This is a genomic window from Methanoregula sp. UBA64, assembly GCF_002502735.1.
Classification (GTDB): Archaea; Halobacteriota; Methanomicrobia; order Methanomicrobiales; family Methanospirillaceae; genus Methanoregula.
Window position 1 is genome coordinate 80,444 of sequence record NZ_DAQC01000001.1, and the last position, 15,849, is coordinate 96,292.

The following is a 15,849-nucleotide window of genomic DNA, read 5'->3' on the forward strand; positions in this document are numbered from 1 at the left end:
AAAACGCCGTTACTCTGCCGGTCCTCTCCTCCACTTGCCCGGGGGAATCGCGATCTCAAACCGCGATCCTTCGCCGGGCACCCCGGTCTCATGGATCGTGATGACGGTGATGGCAAGAATGTCCCGGACAAGGAACAGGCCGAGGCCGGATGTCCGTGCAGGTCCTGACGATGTGGTAAATCCGCGCTCGAAAATGACCTCCTTTTTGTCCTGCGGGATTCCCACGCCATCATCCTCGTACGTAAGGAGACATCCGGCATCGGAAGGGTGGCTGTTTACCCGGATGTGCCGGACATGCACGCCGTGGCGCAGCGAATTGTCGACAAGATTGTAGAGCACCTTGGCAAACATCGGGTCGGCAAAGACCGCAAACCCCGGTTCCGGCCCTTCAAAGGAGATTTCGCCGAGATCCAGGTGAGCGCGGACATCTGCGAGAATGGGCGCGACCTCCTGCCAGACCGGCGCGGTGCCGCCCAGGGATTCGTAGTCCCGGGTGAAGTCGATATGGTGGCGAATCGCCTCCGCCGAGGCCTCCGCCTTGTCGAGGTACCCGATCAGCTGCGGGTCCCGCAGGGAGCCTTTGAGCAGATCCAGGTACCCGAACACGCCGCTTAACTTGTTCTGGATGTCGTGCCGGGTGATGCTCGTGAGGATGCCCAGTTTGTGGTTGGCATAGGAAAGCGCCTCGGTTGCATGGACCCTGTCGGTGATGTCGTACGCATAGATCCGGACCGAATTCTGGCCCGGGACCGAACAGACCGATTCGTGGAAGTACCGCTCGCGGATCTGCACGACCCGGCATGCCCGCATCGGCGCAGTGCCTGTCATGCCCGAAGACACCACCTGGTCGAAGTCAGGAGGCAGGAATGCGGAGGGATCCGGGAGCATCCCGAGGGATGCGAGCACGTTCATGGTAGCCGGGTTCACGAAACTGAAGCTCCGGTCGGCCCGGACTTCGAACACGGGGTTTGGATTCATGGCCGGAAAAGCAACGAGCCGGGCGATCTCGTTTTCTGCCTGGTCCTGCTTTGTGCAATCCTCGATCGCTGCACAGGCCTGGCGGACGTTCGGGAGCGGGATCGCGGCAAGGGTGATACGGGTTTTGGCAGTTGTACCGTCCGGCTTAGAAAAAACCCAGGAGAAGACCCGGGCGTGCCCGGCATATGCGGCAGAGAGGTGCCCAAGGAGTGCACGGCCGGAATCTGTGCCGTCGGGCTGGGTCTGCGGGGAAAAATCCAAAAGGGTATGGCCGGCGATCACACCCTGCGGGATACCCAGCAGATTTGTCACCGCGGGGTTTGCTCCGGTGATGCGGTCCTCCTCGATAAAGAGGATCCCCTCGCCCGCCTGTTCGAATGCGGCAGCATACCGGGTTTTTTCCTCTGCGGCCGCAAGCTCTTTTCTCTTCTGGTCGTCGATGTCGAAGCAGAGGCAGGTGGTACCTTCGGGAGTACCTCCTGCTTCCGGCCCGGGGCACCGGATCTCCCTGATCCACCGGTAGGTTCCCGCGGCAGACTTAAGGCGGTAATCGACAGAACCGTATACTCCCGGTACAGGACTCGCGCAGGCCATATCGTATGCATGCCGGTCGTCCGGGCAGATCCCATCTTTCCAGCCGTCGCCCTCCTCTTCTGCGGCAGTCCTTCCGGTGAATGCAAGCCATGCCCGGTTGTAAAAAGTGCCAGTTTCCCCGGGGAGTACCCTGCGGACGGGAAGGGGCAGCCGGTCAAGGAACCCGGGCACCGGGTCCGGGCCCCCGTCCTGCATACGGCCCGGTGTTTCCGCAGGGTCAATCTCACGGAGCACGAGCGTATAGGCCGGCTCGCCCTCCCGGTCACCGAACCGGGAAATCTCCGCTTCCGCATCAAAGGGGGTAGTGTCCCCCCGGATGAGGCGCAGGTGTCCCTGTGCATGCCCGTTCTCGCTGCAGGTCCGGACAAGCTCGACGAACCGGGGATCGCCCCCGCCGTTCTCCGGTGCAAGACAGAACCCGGTTTCCTGCTGCCCGAAAAGCGTGCAGGCGGCCGGGTTTTCCCAGAGGACCTGCCCGCGTGCGGTCACGAGGATCACCGGCGCACTGCAGGTTGCAAGGAGCGTACGGGAGCGGTCGTTCTCCTGGGTGAGTGTTCCCAGCTGCGCTGCCAGCGCCGAACGATCGGTGACAAAGACCGAGACACACTGCCCGCCATCCGTCTCGTCGGTCATTGCCTGGAAAAAGACCTCCGTCGGAAGCGTGGTCCGGTCTTTTGCCCGCAGGGCGGCATCGAACCGTTCGGGAACCCGTGTTGCAAGCACGTGCCGGAATTTGTCATCCGCTGCATCCTTCTCGGAAAAAAGTCCGGTAAAGGGGAGGGCAAGCAGTTCCTCCTCGCTGTACCCGAGGAAGTGGCAGAGTGCCGTGTTTACCGCCCCGGTCGTCCCGTCGGCAAGGAGCGCGGCAAAGGGGAGCGCTGCGGTTTCAATGCCCCCGGCCAAAAACCGTGTACGTTCCCAGCTCCCGTGCGCACTTTTTCCCGCCCGGCGCCGGAGAGTCTTTTTGTCAAGCTGGTCAAGGGCCGAGGTAAGTATCGAGCCCAGGAGCGCGAGCTGATCGGTTTCTGCATCAGAGAATGCCTCCGGTTCCGTAGAACCGAGGGTGAGGACGCCGACAACTTCACCGTTGAGCCGGAACGGGACTGCTGCCAGCGACCGGTATCCCTGCTCTGCATAGAACGCCGGCAGATCGTGTGCCGGGGTCATTCCGGCAGCAGCCCCGCAGATGACGGGGACTCCCGTACGGAGTGCATCCGCGCCCGGCCCGGCCCGGTCGTCGGTACTGCCCGTGACAAAGCCCTCTTTTGGCAGATCCCCGGTCTCCCCGGCGGCTGCAACCGGGTGGAGGAGGTTTGTTGCACGGTCAAAGAGCCCGATCCATGCCATGCCCACGGCATCGGACCCTGCCGCTATCCGGCAGGTCTCTTTTAGGAATGCTTCCAGCTGCCGGGCCTGTGCGGCAGCGGATCGTACGCCTTCACCGATTGCGTACAGCCGGTTCTGTGCCCGTATCCTCCGGGCAGCCTGCGTGCGGGCCGTGACCTCCTGCACGGTGCCGGCAATCCCGGTAACGGACCCGTGGTTGTCCCGGACCGGTGAGAAGACGACCCGGCACCACCCGGCCTTTCCTATAGCCCGGTACTCGTAGGGCGTATCGGGGATCGCTGCGATCTCCCCGGCAAGGGCGCGCCCGGCCGGGGAATCCGGCCGGCATTCCCCGAGGAACGGCAGCATCTCGCCGAGCGGTTTTCCGATCGCATCCTGTGCACGGATGCCGGTGATATCCTCCATTGCCTCGTTCCATTCCGACAGGACAAGGTCCGGGGTGCAGGCAAGGACCCCGTCGCGGAGACCCGTGATAATTCCTTTTGCCGAACATGCTGCGGCCCGTTGCGCATCCCGTTCCCGGACCAGTTCGGAAACATCGGCAAGCGTTACCGCGTAATGGCTCAGACTCCCGTCAGGACTGCGGCCGGCCGTCCCGTCAAACCGTACCGCCCGCGGCGGTTTTCCCGGAATCGCGAGCGTGAAGATTTTTCCTCTGGCACTGCCCGCTGCGGCCAGTTCATTGAGGGCGGCAGCGAATGCATCCTGTTCAGGAGTCGCGATGAAGTCTTGTAAGGTCGTCCCGGCAAGAGTGTCCGGTCCCCCTTCCAGGAGGGCTTTACCTGCCTGGTTGGCAGCAGTGAGGGTTCCCGCAGGGGAAACGGTGAATCCGGCAACCGGCACTTCCTCGTACAGGTCCCGGTATGCGGTAACCTGCTGTAAGAGCCGCTGTCCCGCTGCATGCTCGTCCGTGATGTCCCGGAACGTGACCCCGATCCATTCCCGGATCCCGCCGTCGATGCGCTGTGCCGTCCCGCAGATATCCCGGACCTGGCCGTCCCGGGTCCGGACCCGGGTCTCAAACGTGCTCTTCCCCTCAGGGGACAGGTTTTTGAGGATCGCGGAGAACCGCTGCGGTGCATCCGGCACATCCCAGTCCCCGGCCCGGCACTTTGCGAACTCATCCACAGGGTACCCGAGGATGCGGCAGGCCCCGGTGTTATAATCGGTCGGGCTGCCGGTCTCGGGATCGAGTGCGATGATCCCGCTGGCGGCAGTATCCATCAGCAGCCGGTGAAGGCGTTCCTTTCCCCGGATATCCTCGTCCTCCTTTTTTTTATCGGATATCTCGGTGAGTATGCCCACGATGCCCGTGACGCTGCCGCCTTCCGTTCGCGCCCGGCAGGAGGCCCGGGCCCACCGGGGCTTTCCGGCCGGATCCAGGATCCTGAACTCGAACGGCTCCGTCATGCCGGATTTTACCCCAGCAAGCTGACGGGCGACCTCAGGGATGTCCTCTGCTGCAACAAGGAACGAGATGTCTTTCCCGGTAACCGCCCGCGGATCGAACCCGAAGCGATCGATCCCGGGGCTCATGTAGGTGATCGTACCATCGGGGTTTACAGCCCAGACCACCTCGTTTAAGGTTTCAACAAGCGACCGGAACCCCTCTTCGGAACGCCGGAGCGCCAGTTCGCTCTGGTGCCGGGCAACGGCAGCCCGGATCTTTGTCTCGAGCTCGGCCAGCTGGGTCCGGGGAGACCTCCCTTTCTGGATATAATAATCGGCCCCGTCGTTGAGCGCTTCGCTGGCAATCTCTTCGCCGCCCTGGCCGGTAAAGAGGATAAACGGCATGCCCTTGCAGCGCGGGCGGAGATATTTTAAAAGTTCGATGCCGTCCATCTCCGGCATCTGGTAATCGGCAACGAGCGCATCGAAATGACCCCCCTTGAGTTTCGTGACGGCTTCTTTTGCAGAAGTTGCCGTGTCGACAGAAAACTCTCCGCCCCGTTCCATGAAGATCTTGGTGACTTCAAGGAGCGCAGATTCATCGTCGACATACAGGACCGATATCATGGATGCCTCAGATCAAAGGAAAAGACCTGGTTTTTCTTATATTCCCATCGTTGTTTAACCAGATAATGCTGTATGTCCCTTCGGGGGAAAGTGGGAACGCGGCGTTTTTTACAGCTGTCCCCATCCGCCGATACGGCAACCAGCGAAAAACCGAATGTATGCCGGCAGGAAACGGCAAAAAAGGGCTATGCGAGGAACTGCCCGATCTTCTCTTTTAGTTCGCTAAAGGTTACCGGTTTCTGGAGGATTCCCAGGTGCGGATCGTGGTACTCGCGGGCTTTCTCATCTGCAAGCGGTACTGCGGTAAAGAGGATGACGGGGATCTCGTGCATGTTGTACTCGTTTCGCAGCGTTTCCAGAAACTCCCATCCCGAGATGGGCGCCATCATGATATCGAGCAGGATTAACGCCGGGGGATCTGACCGGATCGCGGCCAGTGCATCCGGTCCGTCCGGCATCAGGACAGGGGTATATCCCATTTTGGTCAGCAGAATGCCCATGAGGTCGAGAATAGGCTGGTCATCCTCTACGACCACAATTTTTTGTTTCATGGTGTTCTTCTCTCATCAGCGTTGTTTTGTGGCCGCACCTTCGGGATGTGGATGGTAAACGTGCTCCCGATATTCATGATGCTTTCTACGCTGATGTATCCCCCGTGGAGCTGGATGTACTTCTTTGCGATGGTAAGGGAGAGGCCGGGTCTTGCGCTGCCATTTGCCGCCCCGCCGGCATTTCCTTCGTTATCCGGTGTAAAGATCTCGTCGAGCCGTGCCTCGGAAAACCCCAGGCCGTTGTCCTGCACGGCAAGCTGGTGGAAGGGAAGCCCCGGAGAGCTGCGATAGGCGATCCAGATCTTTTTCGGGGGTTTGGAATAGGCGATGCTGTTTGCGATCAGGGTATCGAGCACACTCGCAACTTTCCGGCGGTCGGCGTCGAAGGTGATCCCGGGGGGGATGTCGGTTACGATATCTGCCTTGCGGGCATACCCCCCCGCGGCGATCACGGAAGCGACCATCTCGTGCAGGGGGAAGACCGAGTAGACAAGGTCCGGGGCCTCGTCTTCAAGCGCAGACAGTTCCAGCATATGGCTGATGGTCCGGCGCTCGCTGTCCATGCTCGTGAGGCACCGTTCGAGGATCTGCCGGGTCTCGCCGGTCAGGCCAAACGATTCCGAATCCTGCACCAGTAATGTGAGATCCCCTACCACCGGCTGGAGCGGTGTCATGAGTTCCTGTGCCACCTCGCGCATCATCTCGCGCCGCCGTTCTTTTGTCTGCTCGACCTGCTCGCGGTACTCCTCCCACTCGGTGTTGTCGATGATATTGATGAGGCAGGCAGGAAGGTTGTCCCGGGTGATCGGTGTAAAGTAGAGCACGGCCCGCCGGACCTCGCGCTTTTTCGTGACCAGGCAGAATCCGGCCCGGTCGGGGACCGGGGCCGCGGCGGTCCAGCGGCCGGCAAAGGCCGCAAACCTCTCCTGGTCTTCGGGGATGATGATCTCTTTTAGGTCCCGGCCGGTATATTCGGCCGGGTCGTACCCGGTGATCGTCGAGAAGGCCGGGTTGGCAAAACGGATGGTCGTTCCCTCCGCGATCACGATCCCTGTCGGGGAACTCTCGGTCACCTGCCGGTACTGGACGGACCGGTCGGCCGCCTCCTTTCGGGCACGTACCTCCGCATCGATATCGATGACGGAACAGCTGATGATCGTCTCATCGATCCTGCTCCACGAGAGGTTCACCCAGCGGGGCCGGCCATCTTTTGTCACAAAGCAGGTCTCGAAGTTCCTGATGTCCTGCCCGGACCCGAGGCGCTCGAAGAACTGCCGCTGGTACTCCGGGGAGAAGAACAGGTCTGCAAAGGAGATCTGCGCCAGTTCGGCAGTCGTGTAGCCGAGGACGCCGGCAAGCTGCTGGTTTGCCATCCTGATGGTAAACCGGTTCTTGTCAAAGAGGACGATCCCCAGAAGGGAATTTTCAAAGATGCTCCGGTAGCGGGCTTCGGAGACCCGGATCCGGTTCGTGAAGTACGCAACCGCGAGGGCAACGCAGATAAAAAGGACGGCCTGCCCGGTAGCGGACCAGAGGGCGACTGCGTCGGGAAAGAGGGTTACGTATACCAGGCATTCGTAGACAATCCCGCAGAGCCCCGACAGGATGATCCCGTCTTTCGGGTAGAAATAGGTTGCATAGAGGATAGGGAAATAAAAGAGCTGGGCATAGAGGATGCCGTCGTTGCGCGGGATGGTGACTGCGGTTATCAGGATCGCGCAGAGTGAGAGCGAGATAATGACAAAAAACCGTACAATATCTGTCTGCGTGAACCGTTTGCCCCGCAAAGAGAGTTCCCGTTCCATCTTACTCCTGATTAACCGTGGAACCCTATAAATCTGTCATTATTGTCAGGGATCAATAAAGACCGGGAAAAAAAGGAGCTTATGCGGCCAGCGGCCGGAGTTTTTCGATGACCGCCTGGACCTGTTCCACCGATGTCCCGATATAAGAGTCCGGGGAGAGGAGTGCTGCGATCTCTTTTTGCGAGCAGAACCGGAGCACCTCGTTGTCTGTTCCCAGCACATCGGCAAGCGGCCGGCTCTCGGCAAGGGCCTGCATGCTCGCCATCCGGATCCGCTCGTGGGCGTCCTGCCGGTTCATGCCCCGGCGGGTAAGGTCGATCATCACGGATTCGGCCATGTTGATACCGTGGAGGAACGCGAGGTTGCGCCGGATCGCGGCCCGGTTGATCACCAGGTTGTCGAGCACGGTTGTCATAAGCCGGATGCAGTGGTCGGCAAGGATCGAGGCTTCGGGGAAGAGCACCCGCTCGCAGGAGGAGTTGGTGAGGTCGCGCTCGTCCCAGAGGGTGTTGTTGAGGAGCGCCGGTTCGACCGCTGCCCGCACGATCCGGGCCAGGCCGCAGACCTGCTCGGACTTGATCGGGTTTCTCTTGTGCGGCATGGTGGAGGACCCGACCTGTTTTGCGCCGAAGGCTTCTTCCACTTCCCCGATCTCGGTGCGCTGGAGCGATCGGATTTCGACCCCGATCTTGTCGAGCGTTGTCGTGACGGTTGCAAGGAACATGAAGTATTCCGCGTACCGGTCCCGGGAGATCACCTGGTTTGAGACATCCACGGACGAGAGTTTGAGGATCTCCATCATCGATTTCTGTACGGCCATTCCTTTCGGGCCGATTGCCGCCTGCGTCCCGACCGCGCCGGTCATCTGGCCGACTGCCACCCGGGGGCGCAGCTGTTCGAGCCTTTCAATGTGCCGACCCACCTCGCTTGCCCAGATGGCAAACCGGAGGCCGTAGGTTGTCGGCACTCCCTGCTGGCCATGCGTGCGTCCCACCGCGACAAGCGTTGTCGTCTCCCCGGCCCGTTTGAGCAGCACCCCGAGGAGCCGGCGCAGTTTTGCATCGATCAGGTCGAGGGCCTGCGCGAGCTGGAGGCCGGTTGCCGTGTCGAGGATATCGTTCGAGGTAGCCCCGTAGTGCACCCACCGCCCGGATTCTCCCGTTACCTCGGAGACCGCCTTTACGATCGCCATCATGTCGTGGTTGATCTCCTCCTCGATCTCCTTTGCCCGGGCAAGGGAGGCCTTGTGTGCGTTCTGTGCGATCTCGTCTGCTGCTGCCTGCGGGATAAGGCCGTGGGCTGCCTCGGCCTGCGCGAGGGCTACCTCCGCGGCAACAACGCAGGAGAAACGGTTCTCTTCGTTCCAGACGTTGCGCATCTCCGGTGTGCCGTACCGGTACTCGATCGGGTGGACTGCCATGCAGAACAGTTGGGTTGTCCGGGGATATAGCGGTTGAGGATCGAAAAGAGAAATGGTGGAGGGGGTCCCCCACCCCCTCCCCGCGTTGGATCGAAAGTCCCAAAACCGGTTGTCACATAATTATGCGATATTCGCATGTACATGCGATTATCACATGTACATGTGACAAAAATCCGGCGCGTCACGCCGGACAGTCCGGGCACGGGGGGGTGGGGGGACCCCTCCAAAAAAAAGTCCGGGCCGGTCATTTTTTTTAAAGGACTGTGCCCTGCCCCCACCCCCCCTACGGCCCGGCACTGCAGGTCCCGCCCACTTTCGCCCCGCCCCACACTCATAAAACATCCGGCCGCCAATCATATCTTCAAGAAATGGAAAGCTTCGATCCCTTCTTCCCGTACAGCGAGTACCGCCCGCACCAGCGGGAGATGCTTGCATTTGCCGCAACGGTTGCCCGCGAAGGCGGGATCGGCATGATCGACGCACCTACCGGCAGCGGCAAGTCGAGCGTGGTTGCCGCGCTCCTTGGCGAGCGGAAAGGGCGCCGGATCGTCATCGCTGTCCGGACCGTCAGCCAGCTTTCCACCTTTGTCCGGGAGCTCGCGCTCGTAAAAAAGAAACAGCCCTCTTTGAAAACCGTGTATCTCGTCGGGAAAAAGAGCATGTGCCTGCTCGGCGGCGAAGGGGACGTGTACCGCCGCTGCGAAGGGGTCAAGGCCCTCTCCTCGTCCCTGATGCGCGACCGGGCGGAACGGGGTGCCACCATCCCCATAAAAGATCCCTTCATCGTCCAGCAGATCCGGAAAATGGACCGCGAGCACCCGCTCCTCTGCCCGTATTTTATCGCGAGCCGCCAGTTCGTGCCCGGGGACACCGGGGGAGTAAAGATGGTGCCCTCGGCTGCGGTGCGGTCGAAAGCAGAGAAGGTGCTTGCCGATCCGGTCCGGCCCCAGGAGATGACCGGGTTTGCCGGCGAGGTCTGCCCGTACGAGCTCGTGATGCACGCGGCAAAGAACGCGGACGTGATCATCCTCAACTACCACCACCTCTTCGACCAGGAGATCCGCGAGCAGCTCTACGCGAACCTCAATGTCGAGGCGCAGGACGTGATGCTCTTAATCGACGAGGCGCATAACTGCGGGGACGCGATCCAGTCGATCGAGAGCATTGCGATCTCCTCTAAAGACGTAGAGCAGGCCACCCGCGAACTCATCGGCATGAAGAGGCTGTACAAAGGGGCCGACGCGGTCCGGCACGTCCTGCCCCGCCTGACGGACTTTATCGCGGGCCTTGCAAACTCCCCCGAGCCCGAGGACTGGTTCGATCCGTCGATCTTCGACCGGATGATTGTCAAAGGATCGCTCTGGAAAGAGATGGACGATATCGTCGACGAGCTCATGGGCCTTGCCGAGTCCATCCGGGACCGCAACCAGAAGGCCGGCGAGTTCCGCGAGACCGCGATCGAAAAGCTTACGATCTTTTTGTACCGGCTCTCGCAGTCATCCCGGAACCCCGCGTTCCTTACCGTCTACAAAAAGTCCGAGGACGGGATCGTGCTCGAAGTGCGGAATATCGATCCGTCCGCCCCCTTGACCGAGATCTGCTCCACGCACGCCTGCTGCATCATGATCTCGGGAACGCTCTCGCCGGTCGAGAGCTTCCGGCGCCTGTACTTCAACGACGCGAAAGTGGCGGCCATGGCCCTCCCCAATGCATTCCCGAAGGAGAACCGGCTCGTCTGCTGCGCAACCGATATCACTACGGCCTACTCCCAGAGGCAGAGCGCCGAGAATTCGGAGAAGGTCGCGCAGTACATCGAGGCGTTTGCGGCACAGAAGAGCAACCGGGCGGTCTATTTCCCGAGCTACCAGATCCTCGAAACCTATGCGGCGCTGGTTACGCCCCGCCTGCGGCGCAAAAAGATCTACATCGAGCCCCGGGACGCCGCCAATGCCAGTGCCGCGCTCAACGAGTTCCTCTCGCTTCCCGCACAGGGAGACGCGGGCCTCCTCTTTGCGGTCTGCGGCGGGAAATGGAGCGAAGGGCTCGATTACCGGGGCGAGATGCTTGCCGGGGCAATGGTCGTGGGCCTGCCGCTTGCGCCGTTTAACCGGGTGCGGAGGATGGTGATCGAGTACTTCCGGCGCAGGTATGGCGAGGAAGGGGAGTTCATCTGCTACACGCTTCCCGCGATCAACAAGGCGCTCCAGGCACTGGGAAGGGTCCTGCGCACGCCCGAGGACCGGGGCGTGCTCGTATTCGGCGAGAAGAGGTTCCTGGAAAGAAGGGTGCGCCAGGCGCTTCCCGCGTGGATCCAGGAAGAGCTGGTGGAATGCGATCATGCAGCATTCCGGGAGCTGGTGACGAAATGGAAGTGACCGGGGGTTCGTGCCGGCTCGGGCTCTGGCACGTGCATGTCTGGTGGGCGAACGATACCGTCCACCGGGTCAGGTTCTCGACCACCGGGCTCTCCGGCCCGGTGCCTGCACCGATCCTTCAGTACTGCGCCGGCCGCGTGGCCGACCTGTCGGGGCTTGCCACGATCGCCTGCGAAGGCGACACCCCGTCTGCCCGGATCTACCAGGCTGTCCGCGCAGTCCCCTACGGGAGCACTGCAACCTATGGCGAGATCGCGGCGCAGGTCGGCACCTCTCCGCGTGCGGTTGGCCGGGCAATGGCAAACAACCCGACACCGCTTGTCGTGCCCTGCCACCGGATCGTGGCGGCGCACGGTATCGGCGGCTTCTCCCCGGCCCTCGAGATCAAGGAGCTGCTCCTTGCCCTGGAAAAAAAGGGCCTGGGAAAAGAGAGACAGAAGGCCCGGCAGCACCCGGGATCGCTCTGACGCGGGGGGGCGCGGGGCTATCGGTATATCTAATTGCCATACGGGAGAATATATGTCCGTTTTTAGGTGCATGCAATGAAGGTTCTCGTGCTGGGAGCAGGAGCGGTCGGGCTGTCGGTTGCAGCAAAACTCTCCCGCGTCTCTGAGGTCCATGCGGTGGCACGGAAAAAGACCGCCGATGCCATCAACGCCGGCGGGTTCCGGCTCACCGGCATCTGGGGAACGGACACGCACCGGTTCAGTGTCTCGGATACCGTCCCCGCCGGCGCCCGGTACGATTATGCAATTATCACCTCCAAATCGAGGGACACCGATGCGATCTGCCGGGAGTTTGCCGCTACCCTCAAAGGTACCGAGACGGTCAGCCTCCAGAACGGGATAGGAAACGAGGAGATCATCAGTAAGTACACCGACCGGGTGATCGGTGGCATGATCATCACCGGGTTTGAATGGGCCGGCGATGCCGCGGTCCATGTCTCGGTGGATGGCGGGCCGGCAAAGCTCGGGCGGTTCCCCACCGGCATGGACCGGCCGGTGGAACAGCTGGTCTCCCTCATGCAGGAAGCCGGGATCCGGGTTGAGGGCAGTCCTGCCATACGGTCCGACCTCTGGGGAAAGACCCTGTACAACTGTGCGCTCAACCCGCTCGGCGCGATCAATGGGGTGCCCTACGGGAAACTCGCCCATCCTGCGGCATGGAAGATCGTCGAATCGATCGTGAGGGAAGGCTACCGTGTCGTGGCAGCGGAAGGTGTCGGACTCCCGTGCAAAACCGCGGACGAGTACCTCAGGTACCTGCACGACACCCAGCTCCCGGCAACGGCCGGGCACCACTCCTCCATGCTTCAGGACCTGGGGAGGGGCCGGCCCACCGAGATCGATTTCTTAAACGGGGCGATCGTGGCAAAAGGAGCGATTCACGGTATCCCGACCCCGGTGAATGCCTGCATCGTCAGCCTGGTAAAATTCCGGGAATCCCTGACCGGCAACGGAGACCCCTGATGCGGTCCGCGGTCATCCTTGCCGGAGGCGAAGCGCGCCGGGCAAAAGGCCGGGAAAAATATTTCTTTACCTGCGAAGGAAAGACCTTCATTGAACGGCTGGTCGGGACGCTGGCGGATGTCACGGAAGATATCGTGATTGTGGCCAGAAGCCCCGAGCAGTGTATCCGGTTCAAGGACCTCGGGGGGATCGCCTGCACAAGCGACATCCGCCAGGGGCTGGGCCCCATTGGCGGGCTCCATGCCGGCACCCTTGCCGTGAAAGGCGACGAGATCTTTGTCTGCGCCTGCGATATGCCGTTTGTGAACCCGGCGGTTATCGGGTATCTCTTCGAGGCCCTTGGTTCGTACGATGCTGCGATCCCCAAGTGGAACGAATGGATGTTCGAGCCGCTCCATGCAGTGTACCGCAGGCAGGCGCTCCTCTCCTACCTGGAAAGCCACACCTCCCTCTCGCTCCGGTCCATGGTCCAGTCCCTCAATACCCGGTATATCCCGGTCGACGACCTCCGCAGGTTCGATCCGGATTTAAAGACATTTACCAACATCAACCAGCTCGACGAACTCGATCGCATCAACCGGTTCCCGGCGCCGGGTCATTGAGATACGATCCCTGTCTTAAAAAAAAAAGGAAAAAAGCCGCAGGCGGGGTAATGCCGGATCAGATGGTCTTCTTTCTGCCGCACGCGTCCCGCAGGTAGTGGCCGAATTCTGTTTTCTTGAGCATTTCCCCGTTAAAGACCGGGCCGTCGCGGCAGACACGGAGCCCGTCGGGGTCGATACAGCACGAGCCGCAGACCCCGATCCCGCATTTCATGTACCGGTGGAGCGAGAACTCGGCCTTTGCAAGGCTGCCTTTTGCATCGAGCCGGGTAAGGACTGCCCGCATCATCGGCTCCGGCCCGCAGACCGCGATCCGGTCGTACGTGGAAAGGTTCACTTCGTCGAAGAGATCCGTCACGTACCCGTGCACGCCCAGGCTTCCGTCGTCAGTCGCAATCAGCACGTCCGTGCTCTCGTCCAGCTGGTCGACAAAGAGGAGTTCGTTTTCCGTCCGTGCGCCAAGAAGCATGGTCATTACGCAGTCGGATCTTGCCAGCGGCAGGAGCGGCGCTGCACCGACACCGCCGGCAATGGCGAGCATCTTTTCGCCTTTGGAGAAGCCGTTCCCGAGCGGTCCGCGGATGCCAAGCGGTGCTCCCGGGGCAAGGGCAAACATCGTTTCGGTTGCATCGCCGACTTTCTGGACCGTGATGCTGTTTGCTGAAGAGAACGCCATGGGGATCTCGTCGGTCTTTGGCACCCAGACCATGGCAAACTGCCCCGCGGTAAAGGCAAATTCCGTATCGAAATAGAACGTCTTTACCGAGGGCGATTCGGTTTTTATCTCCGTTACGGTTACCTGTACGGGCATCTGGTCATCCATGCGCACACCCCACGATCTCTTCGGGCGCAACGCCGTTCTTCGCGTACAGCTCTTTTGCAATGGATTCGAAGATCCCGATGTCCTGCTGTACGGCGCTTCCTATCTCCACTGCCTGTGCCCCGGCCATCATCATCTCGATGACATTGTCCGCCGATGCGATGCCCCCGCAGCCGATAATGGGGATTTTGCAGGATTCGTAGAGTTCGTACACGCACCGGACCGCGATGGGAAAGACAGCCTTCCCGGAAAGTCCCCCGTACCGGTGCCCGAGGACCGGCTGCCGGAGTGCGGTCGAGATGCGCATGGCCTTTACCGTGTTGATGGCGACAATCGCTGTTGCCCCCCCGCGTTCCGCTGCTTTTCCGATAGACGCGATGTCGGTCACATTCGGGGTAAGTTTTACCCAGGTCGGCAGGCCAAGGGCGCTCACCGCACGTGTGCAGGCCTCGACGCGGGCCGGGTCGATGCCGATTGCGGCCCCGTACCCTTCCGCATGCGGGCAGGAGAGGTTGAGCTCGAAGCCGCACGCCGTTTCCTTAAACCACCCGGCAACTTCCGCAAATTCTTCCGCGTTCCCGCCAAAGATGCTCACGATCACCGGTTTCTTCTGGAGCCCTGCGAGCTCTTCGGTGAAATCCTTTGAAGGGTTCGGGAGGCCCATGGCATTCAGGAGCCCCTCATCGAGCACGGCCACGCAGGGGCCGGCATGCCCGCTCTTGGGTTCCGGTCCGATCGATTTCGTGACGACCCCGCCGGCTCCCCGGCTAAGCATCCTCTGAAGCGAAGCCCCCGTAGTCCCGAGCACGCCGGCTGCGAGAAGGAGGTGGTTGTTGAGCTTCACGCCTCCAACGGTGACCGGGCCCGATCTGAGCTGAACCATTTCATCACACAATGGTCGCCGGAAATAATAAAGGGCATCTTTTTTTACCCGGCCGGGCGGCTCTGGACGGTAGTCACTTAAGTCCCGGGTTGTATACCTAGTAATACAGGAAAAACGGCCATGACGCGTCTGGGAGTGCTCGGGGTGGGGAGGATTGGCGGCGAGGTCGCATACCTCGCGGCCCTGACCGGGCTCGCAGACGAGCTCGCACTCTACGACCGTACCGGAAGCCTGCTTCGGGCCCAGGTGCTCGATATTCAGCACACCGGTCTTCCGGTGGAGATCTCGACCTCTCCCAGGGACATCCTGGATGCAGAGGTCTGCGTTGTTGCGGCCGGCCTCCCACGGACACCGGATATCCGGACCCGGGCAGACCTGCTTGCCGCAAACCTCCCGGTCATACGGGAGTGCGGGGAGTTGTTAACCGACTACCCCGGACTCCTTGTCTCGGTGACAAACCCCATGGACGTGAACAACTACTTCCTCCACCGCATTACCGGTATCCCGCGGGAGCGGTGCATCGGGTTTGGCGGCCAGCTGGACAGTGCCCGGTTCCATCTGGCCCTTGCCGGCCGGGGGATCGAAGGGCCGGCGGTCGTTCTTGGCGAGCACGGCGAGAACCAGGTGCCGGTCTTTTCCCGGCTGCCCGCGCCGGTCTCCGAAGAAAAACGCAGCGAGATCCTCCGCGATCTCCGGGGGGCGAGCATGGAAGTGATCCGGGGCAAGGGGGGAACGGTCTTTGGCCCGGCGTACCACATCGTGTCGCTGGTGCGGATGCTGCTCTCCGGTACGCAGGAGACGGTCCCCTGTTCTGCGGTTCTTGACGGGGAATACGGTATCTCGGGCTGCTCGCTTGGCGTGCCGGTTCGGCTCGGGCGCGAAGGGATCAAAGAGATCGTGCAGTGGGATCTCGATCCCGCTGAAGCGGCGGCAATGGCGCAGGCAGGGGCGTTTGTCTCCGATCTCTGCCGGACGGTGGTGAAGTAATC

The 15,849-nt window shown here is 61.4% G+C and carries 11 protein-coding genes; 5 read left to right on the forward strand and 6 right to left on the reverse strand.

From position 1 onward, the window contains the following. Positions 1-9 precede the first annotated feature (9 nt). From BP758_RS00405 to purB, 4 genes are all read right to left on the reverse strand, one after another. Positions 10-4,935 carry a PAS domain S-box protein gene (locus BP758_RS00405; protein ID WP_292367618.1) on the reverse strand — a complete coding sequence of 1,642 codons (4,926 nt, stop codon included), beginning with the start codon at positions 4,933-4,935 and terminating at the stop codon, positions 10-12. Between the two features lie 185 nt (positions 4,936-5,120). Continuing rightward, on the reverse strand, positions 5,121-5,486 hold the full coding sequence (locus BP758_RS00410; protein WP_292367620.1) for a response regulator: 366 nt from the start codon (positions 5,484-5,486) through the stop codon (positions 5,121-5,123). Next, a complete protein-coding gene (locus BP758_RS00415; RefSeq protein ID WP_292367622.1) occupies positions 5,483-7,291 on the reverse strand; it encodes a PAS domain-containing sensor histidine kinase in 1,809 nt (602 codons plus the stop codon). Before BP758_RS00415 ends, BP758_RS00410 begins: the two co-directional genes overlap by 4 nt. Before the next feature lie 79 nt (positions 7,292-7,370). Beyond that, a complete protein-coding gene (gene purB / locus BP758_RS00420) occupies positions 7,371-8,711 on the reverse strand; it encodes an adenylosuccinate lyase (RefSeq protein WP_292367624.1) in 1,341 nt (446 codons plus the stop codon). Positions 8,712-9,079: 368 nt separating this feature from the next. On the opposite strand from purB, the gene BP758_RS00425 reads away from it, so the two are divergent. From BP758_RS00425 to mobA, 4 genes are all read left to right on the forward strand, one after another. Then, positions 9,080-11,086 carry an ATP-dependent DNA helicase gene (locus tag BP758_RS00425; RefSeq protein WP_292367626.1) on the forward strand — a complete coding sequence of 669 codons (2,007 nt, stop codon included), beginning with the start codon at positions 9,080-9,082 and terminating at the stop codon, positions 11,084-11,086. Next, a complete protein-coding gene (locus tag BP758_RS00430; protein ID WP_292367627.1) occupies positions 11,077-11,553 on the forward strand; it encodes a methylated-DNA--[protein]-cysteine S-methyltransferase in 477 nt (158 codons plus the stop codon). Before BP758_RS00425 ends, BP758_RS00430 begins: the two co-directional genes overlap by 10 nt. A 75-nt stretch (positions 11,554-11,628) precedes the next feature. Further along, positions 11,629-12,555: a ketopantoate reductase family protein gene (locus tag BP758_RS00435; RefSeq protein ID WP_292367629.1), complete on the forward strand. Its 927-nt coding sequence runs from the start codon at positions 11,629-11,631 to the stop codon at positions 12,553-12,555. Further along, the gene (gene mobA / locus BP758_RS00440; RefSeq protein WP_292367631.1) at positions 12,555-13,157 is read left to right on the forward strand and encodes a molybdenum cofactor guanylyltransferase; all 603 of its coding nucleotides are present in this window, start codon (positions 12,555-12,557) and stop codon (positions 13,155-13,157) included. The genes BP758_RS00435 and mobA overlap by 1 nt, the downstream gene beginning before the upstream one ends. Positions 13,158-13,215: 58 nt before the next feature. Here the strand turns inward: mobA and BP758_RS00445 are convergent, their stop codons facing one another. Both BP758_RS00445 and BP758_RS00450 read right to left on the reverse strand, forming a co-directional pair. Then, the gene (locus BP758_RS00445) at positions 13,216-13,980 is read right to left on the reverse strand and encodes a dihydroorotate dehydrogenase electron transfer subunit (protein ID WP_292367632.1); all 765 of its coding nucleotides are present in this window, start codon (positions 13,978-13,980) and stop codon (positions 13,216-13,218) included. Continuing rightward, positions 13,973-14,860, reverse strand: coding sequence for a dihydroorotate dehydrogenase (locus BP758_RS00450; RefSeq protein ID WP_292367634.1), 888 nt, complete (start codon positions 14,858-14,860; stop codon positions 13,973-13,975). Before BP758_RS00450 ends, BP758_RS00445 begins: the two co-directional genes overlap by 8 nt. 120 nt (positions 14,861-14,980) lie before the next feature. Between BP758_RS00450 and BP758_RS00455 the strand changes: the two genes are divergently transcribed. Continuing rightward, positions 14,981-15,847 (forward strand): malate dehydrogenase, encoded by an 867-nt coding sequence (locus tag BP758_RS00455; RefSeq protein ID WP_292367636.1) that lies wholly within the window; start codon positions 14,981-14,983, stop codon positions 15,845-15,847. The last annotated feature ends 2 nt before the right edge of the window (positions 15,848-15,849 follow it).